The sequence below is a fragment of the Paenibacillus sp. FSL W8-0187 genome (genome assembly GCF_037969755.1).
Classification (GTDB): Bacteria; Bacillota; Bacilli; order Paenibacillales; family Paenibacillaceae; genus Paenibacillus_AQ.
Genome location: NZ_CP150206.1, coordinates 4,152,734 through 4,177,692, shown reverse-complemented (window position 1 = coordinate 4,177,692; position 24,959 = coordinate 4,152,734). Strand labels below are relative to the sequence as shown.

Below are 24,959 nucleotides of genomic sequence, written 5' to 3'. Positions count from 1 at the left end.
CCTGTATTGTAATGCAATAGTTCATAAAAAAAGGAGTCTTAACATGAATGAAAACGCAAAGGAAAGATTGGAGAAATCCGTTTCTACATGGATCACATTGATTCTTGCTGTTGCCTGTGGGTTGATCGTTGCAAATCTTTATTATACACAACCTTTAATTGAATCGATCAGCTCGGCAATAGGGTTATCTTCGGAAGCCTCAGGTTTGATCGTCACGCTGACTCAAATCGGCTACGGGATCGGCTTGTTATTTATCGTCCCTTTGGGAGACTTGCTCGAAAACCGCAAACTGGTGGTTACGCTGTTGATTCTGACGTCCATTGTATTAATCATCGCCGCTGAGGCACAGAACGCGGCGCTGTTTCTTGCCGCCTCCTTGTTTATAGGCGTGGGGGCCGTCGCGGCCCAGATCCTGATTCCCTATGCGGCGCATCTTTCTCCTGAGGAGACGCGCGGACGTAATGTAGGCAACGTAATGAGCGGTCTGTTTTTGGGAATCATGTTGGCCCGTCCGGTATCAAGTATGGTGGATAAATATTTTGGCTGGCACGCCATTTTTATTATTTCCTCCGCTATGCTCTTGGTACTGGCTTTTGTATTGGCAAAAGTCCTTCCGGCAAGGCAGCCGCAAACTAAGGATAAATATCCGGTAATCATCTCATCCATGCTGCATTTGCTCAAGACAACGCCGATTCTGCGGCGCCGCGCACTGTATCACGCGTTTTTGTTCGGCATGTTTAGTCTGTTCTGGACAACGGTTCCGCTCGTTTTAACGAGTCCGGTGTTTCATTTTTCATCAACAGGCGTAGCGCTGTTCGCTTTGGCAGGGGTTTCCGGCGCGGCGGTAGCGCCTATAGCTGGCCGCTTTGCAGATAAAGGTCTGATACGTTCGGCAACCGGATTGTCCATCGTGCTGGTGATACTGTCGGGGCTTTTGCCGATTATGTTTCCTGGAGGTTCTATATTCTCTATCGTTATCCTGGTCATTGCTGCCATCCTTCTAGACATGGGCGTTTCAGCCAATATGGTGTTGGGACAGCGAGCGATCTTCGCTTTGGGAGATGAGGTGCGCAGCCGGCTGAACGGCATGTATATGGCGATCTTTTTTGCGGGTGGAGCCATAGGCTCTGCAGTCGGAGGTTGGGCTTACGCCATGGGCGGCTGGAAAGCGGCGATGTGGGTTGGCGTTCTTTTTCCGATCTTGGCATTACTGTACTTTTTTACGGAAAAAAAGGGGCACACGGCGATATAAGCTGAATGACTGTTGATTCTTACAGGAATGTGACATCGATTTTTTTAACAGGCTCTAGTTGAGCACGTGTGAATATATCGGAGTTTATGTTTGACATAGCATGCGGAATATCGCGGCTTTTTTAATTTTTTCGCAGCTATAATTTAAACATGAATCGAAATAGTAGGCATTTCATCTACAAGGGAAAATATGGATCTTCAGCTGTCTTTGAAAAAACCATCGCAGCGGCAATTCAAACGGGATATCGTCATTTCGATACAGCGAAGATATACGGCAGAATCCGGCAGCTAGACACGGCTACACGATATTCCGTTAACCCGACTGGCTACATGATACATCCGATTTACATACAGTTGATGAAGCTATTTGTAAAATAACGCGGTAACACCACAATAACTCCCGAAACGGTTGAACAGGAGGATTGAATGCTTTTATGGTAAACTTCTAATTAAGAAGTCTAGGCAAGTAAGGAGTGGAGTGGTTGTTTGCTGAGCAGCGGCATCAAATTATTATTCAGAAACTGAATCAGGACAAATCGATCCGAGCGTCAGAGCTCATCGAGCATTTCGGGGTTTCGTTCGAGACGATCAGACGTGACCTCGAATACTTAGAAAGTGAAGGTTACCTGCGGCGGGTGCACGGCGGGGCGATTCTGAAGGAGCCCGACTATAGCCGGGAAATCCCGCTGCCGATCCGCGAATCTATATATATGGAAGAGAAGACCGAGCTTTCTCAAATCGCGGTTCGTTATGTGACCGAAGGGATGTCCATCGCGCTTGACCCAAGTACGACGAACACTCAGATTGCTAAGGCGTTGAAGGCCAAGTTCGACCGATTAACCGTTATTACGAATTCGCTTTCGATCGTGAACGAACTCGTTTCGATGCCAGGTTATACGGTGATTATGACCGGGGGCGTCATTCGTCATCAAGAGCAAAGCATCATCGGCGATCTGGCAGAAGAGTTTACTTCCCGCTTTCATGCGGATTTGTTCTTTATGAGTATGAGCGGGGTTACGTTGGAAGCAGGAATTACCGATAACGCAATCGGCGAAGTCCAAGTGAAAAAAATAATGCACGCGAACGCGAAGCGCTGCATCGCCCTCGCAGACAGCAGCAAGTTCGGACAAAATTCATTTATCAAAGTATGCGGAGTCACCGAGGTCGAACGATTTGTGACGGATTCCAAAATCGACCGGGATATCGTTGATACATTTAGCAAAAGCGGCATCGAAATCGTCTATAAATAATAGAATCCATATGAACGATTTTTGGTTTTTTACGAACCAGGGATCGTTTATTTTATGTTTATACTCGGTTTTTTGGTTATAAGAGGTTGTGTTTGTGTGTGTTTATGTGTTAATGGGACAGGTATGATCGGTCAACAGATTTCGTAAGAAAATAGATTATAAATCATAAATAATTGTATGTGATTGATTGTATATATGTGGTATTATCTGTATTAATCAAGGGTCAAGAAAATAAACGATCGCTTCTAAAAAGGAGGAGAAACCAATGAAAATCCACTTTCTTGGAACGGCTGCAGCGGAAGGATTTCCAAACCCGTTCTGCCGCTGTGACGCCTGCTGCAACGCGAGGTCGCTCGCAGGAAAAAACATTCGAACGAGAAGCTCTGTATTGATTGATGGCGTTATCAAGGTTGACTATTCCGCAGATTCGCATATGCAGGCGCTCCGTGATCGGATCGACTTGGGCGGGGTTGAGCATCTATTGTTCACGCATACGCATTACGATCATTTTCAGCCATCGGATCTATACAACCGTATTGAAGGATTTGCGCACGGTATCGATCACCCCTTACATATTTACGGCAACGATTCGGCCATTAACCAGACTATAGCCGCACTTGGGCCGGACGCTGGAGGCAGGTTCGCGTTCCACTTATTGCGCCCGTTCGAGACGATTTCACTCAGCGACACACAAGTCACCCCTTTGCTTGCGAATCATGACCCAATGGAAACTTGTTTGCTGTTTTACATAGAAAAAGGGGGCAAAACGCTGTTTTACGGCAATGACACCGGATGGCTGCATGAGGATACTTGGAAATGGCTTCAGGGCAAAGTGATCGATATGGCGATAATCGATTGCACGCATAGCTTTACGAACAATGATCGAAATCCAAACCATATGGGGATTGAAACTGTGCTTGAGGTTCAGCGCGTGTGGCGGGAAGAAGGTACGCTTGGGAGTAACGGTCTTGTATATGTAACTCATTTTACACATAACTCCGGATTTCTGCATGATGATTTTGAACGCGCTTTCGAACCCGCGGGTATTAAGGTGGCATACGATGGTCTGATCGTCGACCTATGACGAGTGACAGCAGCAACGCAATTGAACAGCGCCAGATTAGGATTGTCGGCATCGTAACCGCGCTAACCCTCTTCGGCGATTCCATGCTGTACATTGTCCTCCCAGTGTATTGGAAGGAAGCGGGACTGGACGCGCTTTGGCAGGTAGGCGTACTGTTGTCTGTAAATCGACTGGTAAGGCTGCCCCTGAATCCTGTAATTGGCTGGCTGTATCATCGGATGTCGCTTCGAACCGGTCTGTTCATCTCCGTTTTGTTAGCGGCGCTTACCACAGTAGGATACGGCATCTTCAAAGGATTCGTTCTTTGGATAGCTTTGCGAGCGGTGTGGGGGATTGCATGGTCCTTGATGCGAATGGGCGGGTATTTGACCGTCATTCGCTACTCCGACGATACGAATCGAGGGCGCTTAATGGGAACGTATAACGGGTTGTGGCGCCTTGGCAGCTTGGTAGGCGTACTGTTCGGAGGGTTGCTTGTGCCCTTCTTCGGGTTACGGTCTGTCTCGATATGGTTTGGCATGATGGCCTTGGTCGGACTTCCGTTGATCGCGGGATCCATAAACCAAGGGAAAGCTTCCGGGACACATCAAATGGAACTAACACGTAGTAACATAAATACGGTGTGGTCGCTGCAGGTGAAGAAAATCGTTCTAAGCGGATTAATTATATCATTACTGCACGCCGTGTTCGGCGCGACACTCACGTATCTTATCGATACGAGTTATCCAACGGGGATACCATGGTTCGGATTGATCATTGGCAGTACGGCGTTAGGCGGCGTATTGACAGCGCTGCGCTGTACTTGGGAGCCGTTCTTGGCTCGATGGTTCGGACAGCGTACGGATGGACCGGGAGGAAGGCTGCCTTTATTTATGCTTTCGTTGGCGGGTGCGGCAGCCGGTTACGCATTACTTCCGTGGCAGCTGCCGATCGGTATTTGGATTGTTATTGTCATTTTCGTCATGATTACAAGCACTGCGCTGGGTACGATCATGGACGCTATGGCTTCTGACGCTGCGAAGAGCACATCCGTTATTACAGTCATGACCGCTTATTCCGTATCTACCGATTTAGGGGCGGCGATCGGTCCGACATTGATTTATTGGGTGGTCGGTTTGCAGTATGGCGTGACATCGATGTATTTGGCGTGCGCTGCTGTATTCATTTTGATCGGGTTATGGTATTGGAAGGAATATGCGACAAAGGGGCGGGTATACCTTGGTGAAAAAGCTAAAGTTTCGTGAGGATGGAACGTTTGTCATCGTACAATTTTCTGATGTAGAGTTTATTGACGCTGAGGACCTGGATCCGGAGACGCCGCTTCTCGACTCGATGACGAAGGCGACGATGGAGAGAATCATCGCGATTGAGCAGCCGGATCTTGTTGTGTTTGCAGGCGACTTAACGGCAAGTGCTAGAAGCAAAGATCCACTTCAATCGTTCCGAAGCGCGGTCGCTGTCGCTGAAGAAAACCGCGTAGCATGGGCGGCTGTGTTTGGCAATCATGACTCGGAAGGGAGCTTGCCACGAAAGAGAATGCATGAGGAGCAGCTCCTGCATGAATATTGCGTAGCCCAACCGGATCCTCCGGGGGTTAGCGGAGCGGGAAACTACGTGCTGACGATTAACGATCGGGCGGAGAAGCCAGCGGTCTCGTTGTTTTTCCTCGATAGCGGCGATTACTCACCGATTGAAGCGGTGGGCGGATACGACTGGATACGCCGAGATCAAATCGAATGGTATGTATCCGAATCACGGCAATTGGCCGAGCAAAATGGCGGGGCGCCTTTGCCCGCACTGGCTTTTTTCCATATTCCGCTGCCCGAATACGATGAGGTATGGAAGACGAAAGTGTGTGAGGGCCATTGCAGCGAATGGATCAGCTCGCCGAAGGTAAATTCAGGCTTGTTTGCCGCCATGGTAGAGATGGGCGATGTGATGGGCACGTTCGTCGGACATGACCACTCAAACGATTATTGCGGGACACTGCACGGCATACGTCTTTGCTACGGGAGGTCTACTCGTTACGTTAGTTATGTAGACGGTATACGTAAAGATAAGTTTCCGACGGGAGCAAGAGTCATTCGATTAAAGGCGGGCGAACGACAGTTCGAGACATGGATCCGCCAGAGCGACGGACTTATCGCGGAATTACCGATACATAAGCCGGTCGCTCAGCTTCATCGATAGTATATCAATAGGGTAGAGTTCTGATTCACTACCTCCTCCACGCAATTTCTCTTCATCCTGAAAATAGAGTTCCTAAAGAGTTAACAATAAGCTGCGAATTTTCTTCCTTTCATACTGAGCCATATTCAATCTGCCTCTTTCTTTTAGAATGTTGTCTTGACGCCACCATGCTATCTGAGGGATTGAACGTGGCTTTTTTCTCGATCTTGTGAATAGCGGATGGCCGCATGAAAGGGGTGATGCAACAGACGGAATTCATACCAAAGGATGCTGGTGTTATCAATCAGTAGTTTAAATTGAGAGTTGGAAGGAGATATTGTGATGAGCTTGCGTTGGCGGAAATTCACTGTGGTTTCTCTTCTTACCAGTTTAGTGCTGTATCCCATTTTGTTGTTTGCCGGACCAGTACAAGCATCAACCGCTGCAGACGAGTACGATTTGCTGAGGGAGAGGTGGCATGTATATTTGACTGGGGGGACGGCAATTGATACGTCCGACCCGGAAATTGCAGCGAAAATCAGTCTAATCGAAACAAACGCGAACAAGTACTGGGCATCGATGAACAAAAACACCGGGCGAACTTATTTGTGGAGTGATTTGGCGAACTGGAGCGTTTCCAGTACGATTTCATCCAACTATGTAAGGCTGAAGGAAATGGCACTGGCCTATGCTACAACAGGATCATCCCTGAAAGGAAATGAGCAGCTAGCTGCTGACATTCTGAGTGGACTGGACTGGATGTATGCTAACAAATATAACGAAACGAAGGGTGAAACGGGCAATTGGTGGGATTGGGAGATCGGCGTGCCGATGAACCTGACGGATGCGATGATTTTAATTTATGATCAAATGTCCGCAACGCAAAAAACAAACTACACGAAGGCATTGGACAAATTCGTTCCGGATCCAACCTATCGTACAAATTCCCCTTCACTCCAAGAAACGGGTGCAAATCGGCTTGATAAAGCGCTGATTGTCTCTTTGCGCGGCGTGCTGAATAAGACGGATGCCAAGATGGCTCAAGGCCGTGATGCGATCAGCCAGGTGTTGTTGTATGTGCAGAGCAGGGACGGGTTTTACGAGGATGGGTCGTTTATCCAACATGACTATGTCGCGTATACAGGAAGCTACGGTGCCGTTCTGCTCGAAGACATTGCGAAGCTGCTGTACCTCCTTGGCGGTTCGAGTTGGGACGTTACGGACCCGAATATCGCTAATGTCATTCGTTGGGTAACAGAGGCGTATCGCCCTTTTCTGTATAAAGGCGCCATGATGGATACGGTACGAGGACGTGCGATATCGCGCGAAGCATCACAGGATCATCAGGCGGGACGGAAAATCTTGGCTTCACTCGTCATGCTGGCCGACGGCCTGAACGCTCGGGATGCTGCGACGGTACGCCAAATTGCTAAAGGCCAAATGATGTCGGATACAACGTTTCCGAGTTATACGGAGGGGCTGTCCATCTTCAGTATCGGCAAAATAAAAGCATTGATGGGCGATCCATCCGTTGAACCCGCTGGCGATATGATCGATACGCATATATTCGCTGGTATGGATCGCGCCGTACACTTAAGGCCTGAATTCGGACTGGCGCTTGGTTTGTTCTCAACGCGCATTTCTGCTTTTGAATATGGTAACGGCGAAAATTCCAAGCCATGGTGGCAAGGCGCAGGTGCCGCATATTTGTACAACACGGATCAGACGCAGTTTTCAGGAGCCTATTGGCCAACGATCAATCCGGTGAGATTGCCGGGAACGACTACGGACGGCTCTACAAGCAGCGTGGGCTCTTTCAGCTTTAAATTCAATACGTCGAATTGGGTAGGAGGCTCATCGATTGATGGCCCTTACGGAACGGTAGGTATGGAATTTTCGATGTCGAAAAATACGGGTACTCCGTTATCAGGCAAAAAGTCATGGTTTCTATTCGGCGATAAATATATAGCGCTCGGATCCGACATTTCGAGTACTGGAGGTCGCGCTGTAGAGACGATCGTTGAAAATCGGAAGCTGAATGAGAGCGGGTCAAATACGTTGACGGTGGATGGAACGGCTAAGCCTTCAACGACCGGGTGGACGGAAACGATGACAGGCGTACAGTGGGCGCATCTGTCTGGCAGCGTACCGGGATCGGATATCGCATACGTATTCCCTGGAGGAGCGACAGTTCGTGGTCTACGTGAAACGCGTTCCGGATCCTGGAAGGATATAAACACCGATGGAAGCGATAAGATGGTATCCGCACAATACGCAAGCCTCGCGCTGAATCACGGCGTCGATCCGGTGCAAGCCTCCTATGCTTATGCCGTTTATCCGGGAGCGTCGACGACTGAGGCAGAAGACTATGCGGCAGACCCTGGCTTCACCGTATTGAAAAACACAGGAAACGTACAGGCGGTCATGGATACCACGGATCAAATGGCGGTCGGAGCAAACTTTTGGACGGATTCGATTGAAACCGTTCAAGTGAACGGAGCAGATTACTTGACAAGTAATAAGAAAGCATCCGTCACCATTGCCGAGAACGGAAATGAGCTGCAAATCGGGGTTTCAGACCCGACAAAAGCAAACGGTGGCACCATTGAAGTCGAACTTCACCGTGCAACAACCGGCGCGCTGCTGCTTGATCCAGGCGTTACAGTGAAACAGTTTTCTCCGACTACGATATTGGAAGTGAATACGGCAGGAGCGATTGGAAAAACGTTCCTGGCTAAGCTGAGTACAGGGTCAACGACGCCGCCAGCGGCGCCTCAATTGATCGCAGCCTTGCCAGGACCCGGTTCAGCTACGCTGAAATGGAACGCCAGCGCCGGAGCTACCGGCTACCGCATTTATTATGGTACAGCGCCCGGCAGTTATACGAAAACCGTGGATATATCGGCAGTCAGCGGTAACAACCAGTATACGGTCACGGACCTTTCCAGCGGGACAACGTATTATTTTGCGATAAAAGCCCTTAACAGCACGGGTATGGAAAGCGCCGCATCCAATGAATTATCCGTAACGCTTGGTTATGCAATCTTACCTTCCGATGATGCCTACGTTCGCAGCGGGTCTTATGCAAACAGCAACTTTGGCTCTTCCGATCAATTGGTCGTTAAAAACGATCCCAACTCCGGCTACCACCGATACTCTTATTTGAAATTTGATTTATCGCAGCTGCCGGAACAAGTTAAAAGTGCGCAGATCCGTCTGGTTCCGACAAGTGCCGGACTCGCCAACACAAAAGGCGTCGCTTATGAAGTAAGCAATCATACATGGACAGAAAACGGCATTACTTGGAACAATAAGCCTGCTGCCGGCAGCCTGATCGGAAACTGGACCGTCCCGGCAGCCGGAACACCCGTAAGCATTGATGTAACCGCACAAGTGAATGCCGCCTTGGTTGGTGAACGGACGATCGCCGTTCAACTCGCTCAAACGACCAACTACGGCTCGAACGGCTGGATTATTTACGGCTCTAAGGAACATACGGATGCAGCTTACCGGCCTGTGCTTCTGTTCGAACGACAGGATACGGTTCCGCCTGACACGATAGCCACGTTATCCCCGGAACAGCCGGACGGCCACAACGGTTGGTATGTCCATCCTGTAACGTTATCATTGGCCTCTAAGGATCAATTATCGGGGGTAACCGAATCGGTTTACAGCTTGGACGGAGGCAGCTCATGGCAGGAATACACTGAACCCGTTACATTCAGTCAAGACGGTAAATATACGATAAGCTATCAATCAAGGGGTGATGCGGGTAACACAGAGCCTGCAAAGACGATTACATTTAGTCTGGATACAGGGGCTCCACTTATCATTGTTGGCGATCCGGCAGCAGAAAGCTACAGTATAGATCAAGACTTGTTGCCGCAATTTGTTGTGCACGATGATCTGTCCGGAGTCGATCAGACGAAGACAACGTTGTTGCTTGACGGACAGCCTATGGAGCAAGGCGCAACGATTCCGCTTTATACACTTTCACTGGGCAGTCATTCATTAGAAATTACAGGTTACGATTCAGCAGGAAATATAGGAAGAGCCAGTGTGGACTTTCAAACGACTGCGACTAGCGAATCGCTCAAAGGAATGGTCACAAGATTTGAGAAGGACGGCTGGATTGACAACAACGGTATCGCAAACAGCTTGAGACAAAAGCTCGACAAGGGTGAATTGAACAGTTTCATCCATGAAATTCAAGCACAGAGCGGCAAACATGTTCATAGCGATACCGCACGCTACTTACTTCAGCATGCACAGGCATTGATTTAGTTGGACAGGAAGAACATGGAATGCCTAATGTTGATTTCTTGTTACGCGTATTGAAAAAGCAACTTTAGAAAATGAGCTCAATACTTCTTTTTCAACGAGTGAGATGGGATAGCGGTATGCCGAGTTATTTAATGAAAAGAGTTTTGCTGGTCTACGATAGAAGTTATGAAAGACTTTGAAAGCCGCATTGTATGCGGCTTTTTTTGATTGCTATGGGAGGGATTAACTTAAAACACTTGAGTTCATTTTTGCACAAAAGGGTCTCCATGAATTGAACTGTCTTTCATCAATTGCCTGTGGGTATAATCAAATTGCAAAAGGCACTACACTAACGGCAAAGGAGTTGATGCCGTATTCTGGACGAAAGAAGTACCCGGATTTTGACGCTGCTTTATGAGGCGGCCGATTATGTATCGCTGGAAGAACTGATGCAGAAGGTCGGTATCTCCAGACGAACCGTTTATTATGATATGGAAAAAATAAACGATTACTTGAAAGCGATTCATCTTCCGCCGGTCAAATATGTCAGGACAGTTGGCTATTATTTACCTGATGAAAGCAGGGCCGGTCTTCCGCAGTCAACCGGGAAGCCTCATGCACAGCCGTATTATTTGTCCCCACGGGAAAGAATGGCGTGGATGTCGCTCTATCTGTTGTCGGCAGAGGGTCCGCTCTTTGTTCATCATCTGACGGACCTTTTGCAGGTTAGCCGAGGGACTGTGCTCAAGGATTTGAATATGGTCCGGTCGGACATGAAGACCTCGAAGCTCAAGGTAACCTACGATCGCAAGTGGGGCTATGGCGTAAATGGGGAGGAACGTGACAAGCGGAAGGCCCTGAGCTATTATTTCGGTCAGGTTTTCGGCGATGCAGGCTGGGAGCAGGTATTTAACCGGAAACCGGAATCGGAGGGACCGGATCTTGCCCGAAACTTATTTCCCCCTATGAAGTCGGGGCACCTGAAGATGGTGTATCGCCTTATCTCGGATAGCGAAGTAACGCTGGGCGTAGATTTGACGGACGAGATGTTATTTCATTTGACGGCACGCTTCCTGTTGTATGTACGACGTATTCAGGAAGAGCAGTTTATCTCAATAGACGAAGATGAACGAAACGTGCTACGGCGGATGCCAGAGTATGAAGTTGCCGCTGGGGTTGCTGAAGGTCTCGGCCAAATGTTCGGTGTCTCTATCCCGGATGAAGAAATCTGCTACTTTACGATGCATCTGCTGGGAGCGAGAGTCAATCGGATGGAACAGATGACCGGATCCGAAGAAGTGCTCAAGCAGCTTCGGCAAGTGACCAGACAGATGACAGATGATTTTCAGCGTTACGCCTGCGTATTCCTGCCGAACCGGGAAGCGATGGAGGAGAATCTGCTTGTCCATTTGAAGCCGGCTTATTACCGGATCATATACGGACTCGGGCTTGAAAATCCGCTGCTCGAAAATATCCTGTCCAAGTACAGGGAAGTATTCGAGCTGACCCGTCGCTCCGCGACACCGTTCGAACAACTGGTTGGACGTCCACTTGACGACAACGAAATCGGATACCTTGCCATGCATTTCGGCGGCTGGCTGCGTAGAGAGAACACGAAGCCGGCTGTACGTAGACAGGCCGCCATCGTCTGCGTCAACGGCATTTCCGCTTCGCGAATGTTGAAATCGCAGCTGGAGAACCTCTTCTCGGCAGTGGATATTACAGCGGTACTCTCGCTGCGGAATTACGAGTCGTTTGATGAAGAGAATGTTGATTTTATTTTCTCAACGGTACCGCTGCCGGATAGTAAAGTGCCCGTTCTCCTAGTGAATCCGATTCTCAGCGATAAGGATAAGGAACACCTGCTGAACCAAGTCAACATGGTTGCCGGCCGTAAATCAAAGACCCCGGCGTACTCGGTTCAAGCGCTGCTGGACATCGTCCATAAATATGCCGCGGTTAGGGATGAAGCAGGACTTACGGAGGAGCTTAACCACTACTTGTCTGTTGGGAAAACATGGCTGAGTGAAGCACGCAAGCCATCATTATCGGATCTGCTCACTGGACAGATGATCCAAATCAAAAGAGAAGCGGCCGACTGGCGGAGCGCCATACGCGAAGCCTCCGAACCCCTGCTGAAGGATGGGCGCATCGATGAAGTCTATATCGATGCGATGATTTCCAAAGTGGAGGCGCTAGGCCCTTACATCGTCGTTGCACCAGGCATCGCGATTGCGCATGGCAAGCCGCAGGATGGTGTCCGGCGGCTGGGAATCAGTCTGCTGCGACTGGAGCAACCCGTGGCCTTCTCAGAAGAAGCAAGGCATCAAGTTCAGATCATTCTGGTACTGGCGGCGATTGACGGTGAATCCCACCTCAAAGCGCTGTCGGAGCTGACCATCCTGCTTAGGGAGAAGGAAAACCTGATCCGTCTGAAAGAGGCCAAGACGAAAGAAGAGATACTGCAGCAATTAAACACCGGTCTTTAGCATCGATTAGAATATCGGACTTGGGAGAGATGAGAATGAAATTTTTGGAACCGTCACTAATTGCGCTGGATGTGGAGGCCGAGACGGCTGAAGAAGCGATCCGCTTAGCAGGAGATCTGCTGGTAAAAGCGGGTGCGGCCGAAGAACGTTATGCCGACGCCATGGTGAAATCTTACCGTGAAAGAGGTCCGTACTTTGTTCTTGCACCTCATATCGCACTTCCGCATGCTCGTGCAGAGGATGGGGTGAATGAAGCGTCCGTCTCGCTGATTAAATTGAAGAAGCCGGTCGTATTCGGCCATGCGGCCAACGACCCGGTACAGCTTGTATTTGCGCTCGGCGGCTCTTCAAGTTCGGAGCATATCGCCATGCTGCGAAAGCTGACCACCTTGCTAAGCAGCCCGGGCAGTATTGAACAATTCATGAATGCAACTGATGTAGAGACAATCCAACAACTTATTAGGGGGAACGAACAATGAAAATTTTATGCGTATGCGGTCTTGGACAAGGAACGAGTCTGATTTTGAGAATGAATGTGGAGAACGTGCTGAGCGGTATGGGAGTAAATGCCGACGTGGAGCATACGGACGTTTCCACGGCATCCGGAACCGCTGCCGACTATATCATTACAAGCAATGAACTGGCACAAAGCCTTCAAGGTCATGCGGCCAAAATTGTTATCGTCAACAACTATTTTGACAATAACGAAATCAAACAGAAGCTGGAAGAAGTGCTGTAAACCATTAGAAAGGGAGAGGGCATATGGACGTACTTTTTTGGATTGCCACCAACATTTTTGGAACGCCCGCCATTCTGCTCGGATTTATCGTTCTGGTCGGCCTTCTGCTTCAGAAGAAATCAACGAGCCAGCTTGTAAGCGGCACCTTTAAAGCGATCATCGGCTTCCTCGTCATCGGCGCAGGCTCTGATGTCATCGTAAAAGCCTTGAATGTATTCGAGCCGATGTGGAAGGAAGTCTTCGGATTGGAGAGCGGATCCCTTGGTACCTTCATGGGTCAGGAGGCATTCAACTCCAAATTCGGAAGCGCCGTTACGCTTGCTATGCTTATCGGTTTTCTGATCAACGTTCTGCTGGCACGCTTCACCCGGTTTAAATTTATTTACCTGACCGGGCACATGATGTTCTGGACGTCGACTGTTTTCGCTGGCGTGATCGTTCATGCGGCCAGCGGCATCTCCATCTGGAAGCTGGTACTGATGCTCGCTGTCGTCCTTGGTGTGTACTGGACATTCCAGCCGGCGCTGGTTCAGCCGTTCCTGCGTAAAATCACGGGCAACGATAACATTGCGCTTGGTCACACATCGGCTTCGGTTGCTTTGCTTGCTGCCTTGTCCGGTAAATTGTTCGGCAACAAAAACAACGATTCCGAGAAAATCAAAGTACCCAAAGGCTTTGAGTTCCTCCGCGATTCCAACGTCATCACTGCGCTCAGCATGGGAGTTTTGTTCCTGATCGGGGCCATTATTCTATCGACGAAAGGCACACCGGCGGCTGCGGAACTGATGAAACAATCGGGTGACCAGAACTTTATTATTTACTCTATAATCCAATCGTTCACATTCGCAGGCGGAATCGCCATCGTTCTGATGGGGGTCCGGATGTTCGTCGGCGAGCTGGTTCCGGCCTTCAACGGGATCGCGACCAAACTCGTACCAGGCGCCAAACCGGCACTCGATGCGCCAGTTGTGTACCCTTACGCGCCGAATGCGGTGGTTCTTGGATTCCTGGGAGCTTTCGCGGGAGCGATTATCTGGCTGCTTGTACTTGGCAACACCGTTGCTTACATTTTCGTGCCAACGATGATCGTCTTATTTTTCCACGGTGCTACGGCTGGGGTGTTCGGGAACTCGACAGGCGGTGTTCGCGGGGCCGTTATCGGCGGCTTCATCACTTCCACCGTTGTAGCTTGGGGACAGTTTCTGATGGTTCGCTTCTTCATCGCCTCGACGGTGCCGGATACAGCCATGTGGGCAGCTGATTCCGATATGTTCATCATTGGACCGATTCTGCACTTCCTGGCGAAACTGTTCTTTTAACCATCCGATAACAAAGACGGCTGAGTCCCCTCGACTCAGCCGTCTAAAAGATAACAGAGTGGAGGAGAAACGATATGGGTTTTATCCGTACTTTACATGGAGATATCAGCAAAGAGGAGCTGGGCTTTACGTATTCCCACGAACATATCGTATGCCGCCCGGCCTACTGGCAAGAACGGGGAGAGGACGATTTGCTGCTGGACGATAAGGAGAAGTCCAAGCGCGACGTTCTTGATTTCAAACAACACGGCGGACGCTCGATCGTGGACGCTACAGCCATCGATTATGGGCGGGATGTTCAGGCGGTACAGGAAATCGCGATCGAAACCGGCATTCATGTTGTAGGAACGGCGGGATTCAACAAGAGCTTTTTATGGGATGCCAAAATCAAAGAGGAGCTTAAACCGCTGATCGGTCATTATGAAACCTACGCCCAGTGGATTGAAGCAAAAAGCATCAACGAGCTGGCGGATTTCGTCATCCGGGAGGTGGAAGAAGGGCTGGAAGGCACACCTTTCAAAGCAGGCCAGGTTAAATTCGGGACAGGCTATAACCGCATTACGCCTCTGGAGGAGAAGACGCTGCGCGCTGTAGCGCGCGCTCATCATGAGACGAAGGCCCCCATCCATTCCCATACCGAAGTTGGCACCATGGCGTTGGAGCAAATCGAGCTCTTGAAGAGCGAAGGTGTGGATCTGTCTTTTTTGAGCCTGGGACATATGGACCGCAATCCCGACCCCTACTACCATGAGCAGATCGCCTCAACGGGAGCTTACATGAGCTTTGACGGTATCGGCAAAATCAAGTATGCACCGGAAAGCACCCGAATCTCGCTTATTCTTGAGCTTGTCCGCAAAGGCTTCGAAAATCAGATTCTCATCAGCGGTGATACCGCCCGGAAAACCTACTACAAGCATTACGACCAGGGTCTCGGTCTGGAGTACATTATTTCCAAATGGGTCCCGCGCTTTGTAGACGAGGCGAACCGAAACGGTTTTGATGGACTAAAACTGGTGGAGAAATTTTTCGTAAGCAACCCGGCCAACTGCTTTTCATTTAAAAAGTAAGGGGGGGACTCGCTATGAAATTCGAATTCGAAAATTCGGTTGAGGTGAAGGATAAAATTCGCCATTTCCGCGCTGCCATACTTCCTATTGGTGCCGTTGAAGCGCATGGTCCCCATCTGCCGCTGGGTACCGATAACCTGCTCGCGACCAGACTCGCGGACAGATTGGCAGAGCGGACGGAAAGCTTCGTTTTGCCGACCCTCCCCTATGGACAGGTGTGGAGTCTGCGCAATTTCCCGGGGAGTATCAACGTCTCAAACGAAGCGCTCATCCGACTGCTTGCAGATATCGGCGAAAGTTTGTACCAGCAAGGATTCGGCATTTTCGTCATGGTCAACGGCCATCTCGGCAATGCGGTTGCGTTGAAGGAAGCTGCGAGAATGTTATACGAACGGGTGCCCGAACTTAAGGTGTTCTATTTCTTTTATCCTGGCACGAAGGAAGTAACGGCTTCGGTACGGGAAGCTTCGGCTGCACACGCGAGCTATATGCATGCCGATGAAATCGAAACATCCTACATGCTCTATCTTGCGGGCGAGTACGTGGACATGAGCAAAGCGATCGATGGCGCCCCGCATATCCCGATCGAAGCGGATTGCACGCCAACACCGTGGGAGGAAATGACTTCCTCTGCCGTACTCGGGGATGCAACGCTGGCAACGAGGGAGAAGGGGGAGAAGATTATCGAGCGCAGCCTGGAAGTGATGGCCGAGATGGTGCTCCGGGCTAAAAGAGCATTGTCAACGGATCATCAACCGGAAGAGAACAGATAGCATTGTAACTACAAGAACAACGAGGTGAAAGAGACGATGATGAACACCTATTTTGATGTGATTGGCGGGTTGTTAGACAAAGTCCGTACCGAGCAGGCAAAGTCGATCCGTGAAGCGGCAGAGAAAGTGGCTGCCTGTATTCAGCAAGGTGGTATTATACACTTATTTGGCTGTGGACATTCGCATATATTGACCGAAGAAGTCTTTTACCGAGCAGGCGGACTCGTACCGATTCGCCCGATCCTGGTCGAGAAGCTGATGCTTCACGAAGGCGCGGTCCGTTCGTCAGAGCTGGAAAGACAAAACGACCTTGCTGTCGAATTTATGAAGGAGCAGGATATCCGCGAGGGCGAGGTTGTCTTCGTACTGTCCACTTCGGGCCGAAATCCCGTTCCCGTGGATGTCGCTTTGATGGCGAAGGAGAAGGGGGCCTTTACTGTAGGCATTACCTCACTGGAATATTCCAAAAGCATGCCGTCCCGGCACAGCAGCGGCAAGCATCTGGCCGATGCCGTTGATCTGGTAATCGATAATTTCTCGGTTAAGGGAGATGCCGTATTGAGCCATCCGGGCCTCCAGGTGCCTTTCACGCCGAGCTCGACGGTCGTCGGGGCGCTCATATTGAACTCCCTGTTCGCAGAATCTATTGAGATTATGATTGAACAAGGCTTCAAGCCCCCTGTATTTCTCAGCGGAAATATCGATGGTTCCGACGAACACAACAACGCGTTGGTTGAGGCTTATAAAGGACGGATCGCTTTATTGGCATGATCAGGATGTACCGAGCAGTAAAGAAAATATACGAGGTCTGACATAGAGGAGGAAAGACATGTTCGCACAAACCGTAACCATACAGAATGAGCAAGGCTTTCATGTCCGTCCAGCTCAGCTTTTCTCGGAAAAAGCAGGACAGTTTGGAGCAGAGGTTCATCTGAAGACTAACGAAGGACGCACCGCGGATTGCAAAAGCATGCTGGAGCTGATGACGCTCGGCGTTGAGCAAGGAGCTGTCGTGACCATCGAAGCTAACGGAGATGGAGAACAAGAGGTAGTCGAAGCGCTGATACAGTTAGTCGAAAGCAAGTTTGGTGAAGCCTGATGAAGAGGCTGCATATAGAAGGAATCGGCGTATCGGAGGGAATCCGGATCGCTAAGGCATTCATTTACAAGCCTTCGCTAGGGACCAGCAGTGACAGCAGCCTCGAAGAGAAGCTTATTCCGGATACCCCGGCCGCAATCGATGCAGAGCTTATTAAGCTCCGTGAAGCCAAAGCAGGCTGTGCGGAACAATTGGAGAAGCTAACGGAGAGAGCGAAGGAAGCCGTGGGCGAAGAGCAAGCCGGCATTCTTGCGGGACAGCGGAAGCTTCTGGACGATCCTGCCTTCTATCCGAAGATGGAGGCAAGAGTCCGAGAGAAGCTGGAGCCAGCGCCAAGTGCCGTTGCCGAAATTGTGAGCCAGGTCGCTTCCATGTTGGAAGGCATGAACAATGATTATATGAAGGAACGCGCCGCGGACATTCGCGATATCGGTAATCGTCTTCTCGCCTGCTTGTTGCCAGGACAATCGCGTGACTTTACGGGAATCACCGAACCGGTTATCTTGGTCGCTGATGATTTGGCGCCGTCGGATACGGTACAGCTGGACCCTGCCTTGGTTATCGGCTTTATTACCCGTACTGGAGGAGCGACCTCACATACCGCTATTCTCGCACGGTCGCTCGGAATTGCAGCTATCGTCGGCGCTGGTGACGGCGTCGACGGCATCAAGGACGGCGATACACTCGTCCTTGACGGCTCAGCCGGGCTGTGCATTGCCCGGCCGCATGAGGCGGAAGCGGAGCAGTATCGGCTCCGCATGCAGGAAGATCTCGAGCGCAGACAGTCGCTCGAGGTATACGCGGCGCGTCCGGCAGTGACCGCCGACGGCACGCGCGTAGAGCTCGCGGCGAACATCGGCAGCGCCGCGGAAGCCGAGACCGCCGTCCGGCAGGGCGCGGACGGCGTAGGGCTGTTCCGCACGGAGTTCCTGTTCATGAACGCCCCGGCCATGCCGGGCGAGGAGGAGCAGTTCCGTGCGTATCAGGAAGCAGCCCGGATGATGGAGGGCCGCCCCGTAATCATCCGCACGATGGACATCGGCGGAGATAAGGAACTTCCGTATCTGCAGCTGCCGAAGGAAACAAACCCGTTCCTGGGCTACCGTGCGATACGGGTAGGCCTTGTCCGCCAAGAGCTGCTTCGCACGCAGCTGAGGGCGGTGCTGCGGGCCAGTGCCTTCGGTACGGTGAAGGTGATGTTCCCCATGATCTCCGGTCTTCAGGAATGGAGGCAGGCAAGAGCCATCCTGACGGAAGTGCAGGTGGAATTGAGGCAAGACGGGATCCAGTTTGACGAGAAGATGGAAGTTGGCATCATGGTTGAGATTCCCTCAACGGCCGTGTTGGCGGAACGATTCGCGAGCGAGGTCGATTTCTTCAGCATCGGTACGAACGACCTCGTGCAGTATACGGTCGCAGCGGACCGCATGAATGAACACGTCGCGCACCTGTACGATTATTTCCATCCAGCTGTGCTTCAGTTAATCCGCACGGTCATTGAGGCTTCCCACTCGGCCGGTAAATGGACCGGCATGTGCGGCAGTATGGCGGGTGATCCGCTGGCGGCACCGCTGTTACTCGGACTAGGTCTTGACGAATGGAGCATGGAGGCCGGTGGTCTCAGCCGGATGAAGGAAAGGCTCGCTAGCCTGGATCGTCAGGAATGTCGCGAGCTGGCAAAGCGCATTCTTGGCCTTGATACGCCCCAAGCGGTTCGTCAGGCGCTGGAGAAATTTCATCACGCCCAAAAGGCAGTGGTATAGATTCCGTATCCACATGGCGTGGACTATTAGCAGGTGTTGAGGGTGTTCCAAGAAATGGCATGCCCGTATGAGAGATCGCCAGTTTGGGTCAAATAGATGCTACAAATAAAGAAATGGCGGTACAGGGGGTTACTCCGGTACCGCCATTTCTTTGTTTTCGAATATCGAATGATCTGAGCGTAGTTACACTCGCTTGATAGTATTGAACGGGAGTTAACCTAGAATGGTAACTTAACTGCATGCTTACCCTTTACGACGCCATGCATTGGCAATTAGGCCCACGATGAAGCCCCAAACGGCATTTATCGCAAAGACACTTACCATTGCCAGTGGATTAGTTAAAGGACCTTGCAATTTTCCATCGATAAGGGGAGAGGCAATCCCGCTTATAATGATAGCAAATAAGGCATAACTCAAACCGGCAAAAACAAGAATGACAACGGGATAAGCCGTTCTTTTGAATAGAACGATCATGAGCCAGGCCAAGGAGATAAGGACCGTCATCAGAATGCTGCCGAATGCTTGACCGATCAGATCCATGATCCCGGTCATCTTCATGATGGGTCTGATAAGCGCTAAAGCGCCCAGTCCAAGAATTAAAAGCAGATTTTCTTTCACAATATCTATTGTTCTCATATCCAATCCGTTCCTCTCTATGTTGTGGATGATGAAGTCGATAAGCCATAGTCCAATTCATTCCCCAACAAGTATGATGATTGCCGATGCCCCTGTGCTTCAAGTTCTCGGCTGTTATTAACATTAACAAATCCATGTTGTGAACTTATGACGATACTTTGCGATTTACGTGAATTTTTTTTCGATGGATTTCCCGATCTCCTGACAGCGATAATATGCTAGACTACCTATATATTACTTTTAGGAGTCCATCATACGATGAAGACATTTACCATCTTGTACATTGAAGACGATCAGGAAATCGGTTCCTGGTCCAAGGATTTTTTAATCGGTCAAGGCTATGAAGTGATATGGAAGAGCTCAGGCCATGATGCGGAAGCAGCAATGGAACATTGCGATCTCGTCATTTTGGACATTATGCTTCCGGGTCTGGACGGATTCACGGTCGGTCAGCGGCTAAAACGAATCAATCCCGCCGTACCCATCCTGATGCTTACGGCCAGAACCGCAATCGAGGATAAGCTTACTGGCTTGTCTTTTGCTGATGATTATATGACCAAGCCGTTTCATCCGGATGAGTTGGCTGCCCGGATTCAAGTCCTCCTCAGGCGTTCTGTCACCGCGGAGCCGGAACAGCTTCTGATCCGGCATTTAAGCATCGACCGAAAAGGAAACCGTGTATGGAATTCCGAAACCGGGGAAGAGATTGTGCTTACAGGTAAGCAGTTCCATATATTCATGTATTTCCTGGACCACCTGAATCACATATTGACCCAGAAGCAGATTTATGAAGCCGTTTGGGGTGAACCGCATCTGAACGGAGATAAAACGTTGAACGTACATATCCGTCATCTGCGCGAGAAGATCGAGTTGGATTCCGGCTCCCCCCAAATTATCGAGACGATCCGCGGTGTAGGATACCGGGTGCGATCATGAGGATCCGCGGCTCGTTAATGAGCAAATACCTGATCTTTATTTTGACCGCCTTACTGCTATGGCCGATTATTCCAGCCCTGTTTTATTTACCAGGTTATATGCTCAGCGATCATCCAGTATATCGGCCGGAAGAGATAACCCGCATGTGGCAACAGGAGGCAGCCAACCTGGATGGTGCAGGAAGGGATAGGATTAATACTAGACTGCGGGAGTTGAACGAGGACTATCCGCATGCTGAGATATTCTGGGTGGACCCATCAGGGAGGACGAACGGAGTCGGGGACCTCTCAGAGGATATACCTGAGCAATGGACTTATCTGGATATTCTTTCGATTCGAGCGCAAGACCGTAATCAAGAAACGCTGGTCTTAACCTCTCTCATCGGAAACGATCCGAAGCAAGGTTTTATGGTGATGCGGGTCCCGGAATCCCATATCCTTAATGCAGAAATGTCGCTTTCGGGAAACTTGCCCCTAATCTTTCTGTTTTTAATGATCTGTGGATGCTTCTTTATGCTGTCATGGCTGTTCTTCATTAAGCTTCGCAAAAGACTGATCAGGCTTCAATCGGCAATGACCGTAAACGGATTGAAAGAAATTCCGAATGAAGTCACGATCATGAAGGACGACGAGATCGGAGAACTTGAAGGCTCGTTTAACCGGATGGTGAAGGAGCTCAAAGAAAGTCAAAAACGGGAGCGGGAGGAGGAGGAACTGCGTAAGCAATTCATTTCAACGATTTCCCACGATCTTCGAACCCCGCTGACTGTCATCCGACAGCATGTCCATACCGTTCGAAAAGACCCTGCTTCCTCCCAGGGACAGGTTTCACTTTCTGTCATCGAGCATAAGCTCGATGACATCAGTAATCTAATGGATAATCTGCTGTCATACACGCTATTATCGGCGGGGAAGTATCCGCTGCACAAGCAGCCATTTGATATTATAGAAGAGGTTCGGAATCGAGTGGCTCAGTGGTATCCGGTATTCGAGGCTAAGGAATTTGATGTCCTTGTCGAGCTTCCTGACCAGACATTAATTTGGGATGCGGACCCATTGTGGTTTAACCGGATCCTGGATAATGTGTTTCAGAACGTGGTACGTCATGCGGGAGCCGGTCGCTACATTGGCATTCAAATGATTGAGCGTCAGAAGCAGCAGATGCTGGTCATCAGCGATAAGGGGCCTGGATCCTGCAGCGAGTCACCTGAAAAAGGCGCAGGAATCGGGTTGTCCATTGTATCGATGATGGCCAGGGAGATGGATATGCAATGGGAATTGAAATCCGACGCAAACGGAAGTGCTTTTTATATTTGGAAGGATAGCAGTTGCGGTGTTATAACTAACGTGACAGATTAAGCATTTATAGGGTATGGTAAAGGGAACTAGTGTCACATAGAAATCGCCCGCATGTTATTCGAATTTAATATACGTTTCCTTTCGAAGACCAAGGAAGAAGCTGCGTTCAAGTCGCTCAGAGTGACTTATACGCAGCTTCTTTTTTGAGTATTGACATACCTAAATCCGGAAAGAGAGCTCTACGGCTTCTCGTCAACGAATTTAACCCAAACTTAAACTTGAGGTCACTTTGTTTTTCGATTAGGGGGATAGAATGAGGTGTAAGGTGAAGACAGAGTTATTTAAGGAGGTAAGTTTACCAACATGAAGATTGAGCATGAGCAAGTTTCAGCTGATCTGCAGTCACCGCAATGGATGAAGATACGTAGAATTTCTGGTTATGGCGCTGCCATAGCGGTGGCGCCGTATCTATTGATTAAAATGGCATGGACTTTCGGTTACTTCATACCAACCGAGCAAATGGGCGACGCTAGCTGGCGTGCGATCAACGCAGCTACCGCAGTGCTAGCGGCTATCGGAATCCTGCTGGCCATGGCGTTCACCAGGCCGTGGGGCGAACGTCTCCCTGCATGGCTGATTGCCTTTCCCGTATGGGTTGGTACCGGTCTGCTCGTTCCCATGCTGGTCTTGGCACCGGTGCTAGGACCGGCAGCTATGACTCGGGATAAGGAGGCGGGGGCCGCCGACGTTTGGGTGTACGAACAGTTCTTCGTGATGGTCTCGCTGGTTGGCATCGGCATTTGTCTGCCTCTCGCCTTCGCAGGTTATGCGAGGACACGGTGGCCGGAGGCGTTCGGTGATTCGATCGACTATAGCAGGTTACCAGGTAATACTTGGAGATTGCAGCATACATTGTCCAGGCTGGTTGGAGCCGGCTGTGTCCTGTTAGGTATCATTAAGGTGTACTGGGCTACCGGAGGCACTCTCGGTATTGACCCGGCCAGACTGGACGATCGTGATGTGTGGTGGCATCTGCTAACGTTTAGTACCGGAGCGTGGTCCATTGCGGGGGCGTGGGGATTGCTGGTGCTAACTTCCCGTCGCGGGCCGCAGCGGTTTCTGTACCCGATGGCATCGGCATGGATTTCGTCGGGCATGCTGTTCTCTTATAATCTCTTTTCCGCAATTCGTACCGATTCGCAGTTCTCGCCAGAGTACCAGCTGCTGCGGATGCTAACCACGGAGGCCGGTGTCGTCTTCGGCGTCATGATGTTCATAATCATTCTGTTCGTTCTGCACGATCGACGACGCGCCTTGTAGGTTTGCTTACCGGACGATCCGTTGTAACATCTTATGAAGTCGCGGTAATCGCGGCTTTTTTTGTTTAGCCGAATCCATACATACAGACTACATACAGACCAACCAGGTGAAATGATTGTTCAAAAGTATGATTTTAACAACATGAAGGCATTCTATACACGATTGACTCACTTATATGAAAGTAGTGGAGGAAGACTATGCCTATTTTTAAACCATCGCAAATTGCGCGCTCGATTTATGAGATTAACGGAGAAAGACTCCAGCAGGCAGGTATTAAAGGGATAATCCTTGACTGGACCAATACATTAACGACCAAGAAAGCTGACTCCATAACTGATTCGATGAAATCTTGGCTGACTAACATGCAGTCGAGATATGGAATTAAGGTGATCATCGTTTCTAACAGCAAACCTCCAATGGGTGACCACGGACAAGTCCATGAAATTCCAGCTTTGTTCGAAGCCGGTAAACCGAAGAAAAAAGCGTTTTTAGCCGCATTGAATATGCTTGGAACCCGTAGTAACGAGACAGCCGTTATCGGAAACGGCATCATTACAGATTTATGGGGCGGAAACCGTCTGGGGATGTACACGATTTTTATATCTACTTCATGGGCGAAACCTCGGATTTTAGGGGCTGTAAAACGACTATTCGTAAAGGTACTTCGAGTATAAACGGACGTGCTACAGAATGAAGAAATCGTTCAAGCGAATATATGAATATATTGAACAATAATTGATGTGAATCGGCGGGGTGAATGGATTGGATTTTTACCAAAGTCAAGAATCGCTGACAACCGTGGAATGGATCTTAAGAGGGGTTGTTAGCTTCGTTTTTTTACTTCTTGCAGCCAAATTAATGGGGCAGCGTTCCATTTCTCAATTGAGATTCCTCGATTTCATTTTGGCTTTAACGCTCGGCAATATTATTGCTCATCCGCTTTCAGATGAAGAATTGGGATTAAAGGGATCTATGATCACGACGATCGTTCTCGTCGTTTTATACATTATAGCGACGTGGTTGAGCCTGAAGTGGCCGTTCTTCAAACACTATCTTGATCCATCCCCCATCACACTCGTTAAAAATGGACTCATCCAGTTTCATAACTTATCTAAGGCCAGAATCTCTATTGATTTTTTATTTTCTGAGCTAAGAAAGGAAAAAGTAGAGGATATACAAAAGGTAGCCCTTGCCGTATGGGAACCGGATGGAACCATATCGGTTTTTATGGACACCCCATACCAACCGGTTACTCCGGCAGATATGAGATTAGAGACGGGGCCGTTTACGATCTCAAGGCCGATCATCATAGATGGAAAAGTCGATATGTCGCTTCTTCAGGAAATGGGTAAGGATTTGGCTTGGCTTCATTCAAAAATAGCACCCGCTAATACGAATATCCACGATGTAATGCTTGCAACCGTTGAGAACGAGAACGTGCGAGTTTTTTCTGAACCCAAGAAGTAGGGGCGCTTCCGCTACGTTCCCAATTCTTATGATTGC

Annotated in this window: 21 protein-coding genes; 20 read left to right on the top strand and 1 reads right to left on the bottom strand. The window is 49.7% G+C overall.

Going from position 1 to position 24,959, the window contains the following annotated elements; all coding sequences use genetic code 11:
- The first annotated feature begins 43 nt into the window (after nt 1–43).
- From MKY48_RS18620 to ptsP, 15 genes are all read left to right on the top strand, one after another.
- Nucleotides 44–1,252, top strand: coding sequence for an MFS transporter (locus MKY48_RS18620; RefSeq protein WP_339290293.1), 1,209 nt, complete (start codon nt 44–46; stop codon nt 1,250–1,252).
- 481 nt (nt 1,253–1,733) lie between these two features.
- A complete protein-coding gene (locus MKY48_RS18615) occupies nt 1,734–2,501 on the top strand; it encodes a DeoR/GlpR family DNA-binding transcription regulator (RefSeq protein ID WP_339265348.1) in 768 nt (255 codons plus the stop codon).
- A gap of 265 nt (nt 2,502–2,766) precedes the next feature.
- Nucleotides 2,767–3,585, top strand: a complete 819-nt coding sequence (locus tag MKY48_RS18610) for an MBL fold metallo-hydrolase (RefSeq protein ID WP_339290291.1) — start codon at nt 2,767–2,769, stop codon at nt 3,583–3,585.
- Nucleotides 3,582–4,829 (top strand): MFS transporter, encoded by a 1,248-nt coding sequence (locus tag MKY48_RS18605; protein ID WP_339290289.1) that lies wholly within the window; start codon nt 3,582–3,584, stop codon nt 4,827–4,829. Before MKY48_RS18610 ends, MKY48_RS18605 begins: the two co-directional genes overlap by 4 nt.
- Complete coding sequence (locus tag MKY48_RS18600; RefSeq protein ID WP_339290287.1) at nt 4,804–5,775, top strand: metallophosphoesterase family protein; 972 nt, start codon at nt 4,804–4,806, stop codon at nt 5,773–5,775. The genes MKY48_RS18605 and MKY48_RS18600 overlap by 26 nt, the downstream gene beginning before the upstream one ends.
- 321 nt (nt 5,776–6,096) lie before the next feature.
- Nucleotides 6,097–10,038 (top strand): polysaccharide lyase family 8 super-sandwich domain-containing protein, encoded by a 3,942-nt coding sequence (locus tag MKY48_RS18595; RefSeq protein WP_339290286.1) that lies wholly within the window; start codon nt 6,097–6,099, stop codon nt 10,036–10,038.
- Nucleotides 10,039–10,418: 380 nt separating this feature from the next.
- Nucleotides 10,419–12,506, top strand: coding sequence for a BglG family transcription antiterminator (locus MKY48_RS18590; RefSeq protein WP_339290285.1), 2,088 nt, complete (start codon nt 10,419–10,421; stop codon nt 12,504–12,506).
- A gap of 35 nt (nt 12,507–12,541) precedes the next feature.
- Entirely contained in the window at nt 12,542–12,985 is a 444-nt protein-coding gene (locus MKY48_RS18585) for a PTS sugar transporter subunit IIA (protein ID WP_339290283.1), read from the top strand.
- Complete coding sequence (locus MKY48_RS18580; protein ID WP_076321610.1) at nt 12,982–13,245, top strand: PTS sugar transporter subunit IIB; 264 nt, start codon at nt 12,982–12,984, stop codon at nt 13,243–13,245. Before MKY48_RS18585 ends, MKY48_RS18580 begins: the two co-directional genes overlap by 4 nt.
- A gap of 23 nt (nt 13,246–13,268) precedes the next feature.
- Entirely contained in the window at nt 13,269–14,564 is a 1,296-nt protein-coding gene (locus MKY48_RS18575) for a PTS ascorbate transporter subunit IIC (protein WP_076321609.1), read from the top strand.
- A gap of 74 nt (nt 14,565–14,638) precedes the next feature.
- Complete coding sequence (locus tag MKY48_RS18570) at nt 14,639–15,631, top strand: phosphotriesterase (RefSeq protein ID WP_076321608.1); 993 nt, start codon at nt 14,639–14,641, stop codon at nt 15,629–15,631.
- A 14-nt stretch (nt 15,632–15,645) separates the two neighbouring features.
- A complete protein-coding gene (locus tag MKY48_RS18565; RefSeq protein ID WP_076321607.1) occupies nt 15,646–16,404 on the top strand; it encodes a creatininase family protein in 759 nt (252 codons plus the stop codon).
- 36 nt (nt 16,405–16,440) lie between these two features.
- A complete protein-coding gene (locus MKY48_RS18560) occupies nt 16,441–17,175 on the top strand; it encodes an SIS domain-containing protein (RefSeq protein ID WP_076321606.1) in 735 nt (244 codons plus the stop codon).
- Between the two features lie 58 nt (nt 17,176–17,233).
- On the top strand, nt 17,234–17,503 hold the full coding sequence (locus MKY48_RS18555; RefSeq protein WP_339265331.1) for an HPr family phosphocarrier protein: 270 nt from the start codon (nt 17,234–17,236) through the stop codon (nt 17,501–17,503).
- Nucleotides 17,503–19,266, top strand: coding sequence for a phosphoenolpyruvate--protein phosphotransferase (gene ptsP, locus MKY48_RS18550; RefSeq protein ID WP_339290279.1), 1,764 nt, complete (start codon nt 17,503–17,505; stop codon nt 19,264–19,266). Before MKY48_RS18555 ends, ptsP begins: the two co-directional genes overlap by 1 nt.
- 243 nt (nt 19,267–19,509) lie before the next feature.
- Here the strand turns inward: ptsP and MKY48_RS18545 are convergent, their stop codons facing one another.
- Nucleotides 19,510–19,902 carry a hypothetical protein gene (locus tag MKY48_RS18545; protein ID WP_339265328.1) on the bottom strand — a complete coding sequence of 131 codons (393 nt, stop codon included), beginning with the start codon at nt 19,900–19,902 and terminating at the stop codon, nt 19,510–19,512.
- Nucleotides 19,903–20,160: 258 nt separating this feature from the next.
- Here MKY48_RS18545 and MKY48_RS18540 point away from each other — a divergent pair, with 258 nt between their 5' ends.
- The 5 genes from MKY48_RS18540 (at nt 20,161) to MKY48_RS18520 (ending at nt 24,923) form a co-directional block, all read left to right on the top strand.
- Nucleotides 20,161–20,838, top strand: coding sequence for a response regulator transcription factor (locus tag MKY48_RS18540; RefSeq protein WP_339265327.1), 678 nt, complete (start codon nt 20,161–20,163; stop codon nt 20,836–20,838).
- Nucleotides 20,835–22,196 carry a HAMP domain-containing sensor histidine kinase gene (locus tag MKY48_RS18535; RefSeq protein WP_339265326.1) on the top strand — a complete coding sequence of 454 codons (1,362 nt, stop codon included), beginning with the start codon at nt 20,835–20,837 and terminating at the stop codon, nt 22,194–22,196. Before MKY48_RS18540 ends, MKY48_RS18535 begins: the two co-directional genes overlap by 4 nt.
- Nucleotides 22,197–22,499: 303 nt before the next feature.
- Nucleotides 22,500–23,456 carry a hypothetical protein gene (locus MKY48_RS18530; RefSeq protein WP_339265324.1) on the top strand — a complete coding sequence of 319 codons (957 nt, stop codon included), beginning with the start codon at nt 22,500–22,502 and terminating at the stop codon, nt 23,454–23,456.
- A 197-nt stretch (nt 23,457–23,653) separates the two neighbouring features.
- Nucleotides 23,654–24,130, top strand: coding sequence for a YqeG family HAD IIIA-type phosphatase (locus MKY48_RS18525; protein WP_339265322.1), 477 nt, complete (start codon nt 23,654–23,656; stop codon nt 24,128–24,130).
- A gap of 88 nt (nt 24,131–24,218) precedes the next feature.
- Nucleotides 24,219–24,923 carry a DUF421 domain-containing protein gene (locus MKY48_RS18520; RefSeq protein WP_339290278.1) on the top strand — a complete coding sequence of 235 codons (705 nt, stop codon included), beginning with the start codon at nt 24,219–24,221 and terminating at the stop codon, nt 24,921–24,923.
- Nucleotides 24,924–24,959: the final 36 nt, after the last annotated feature.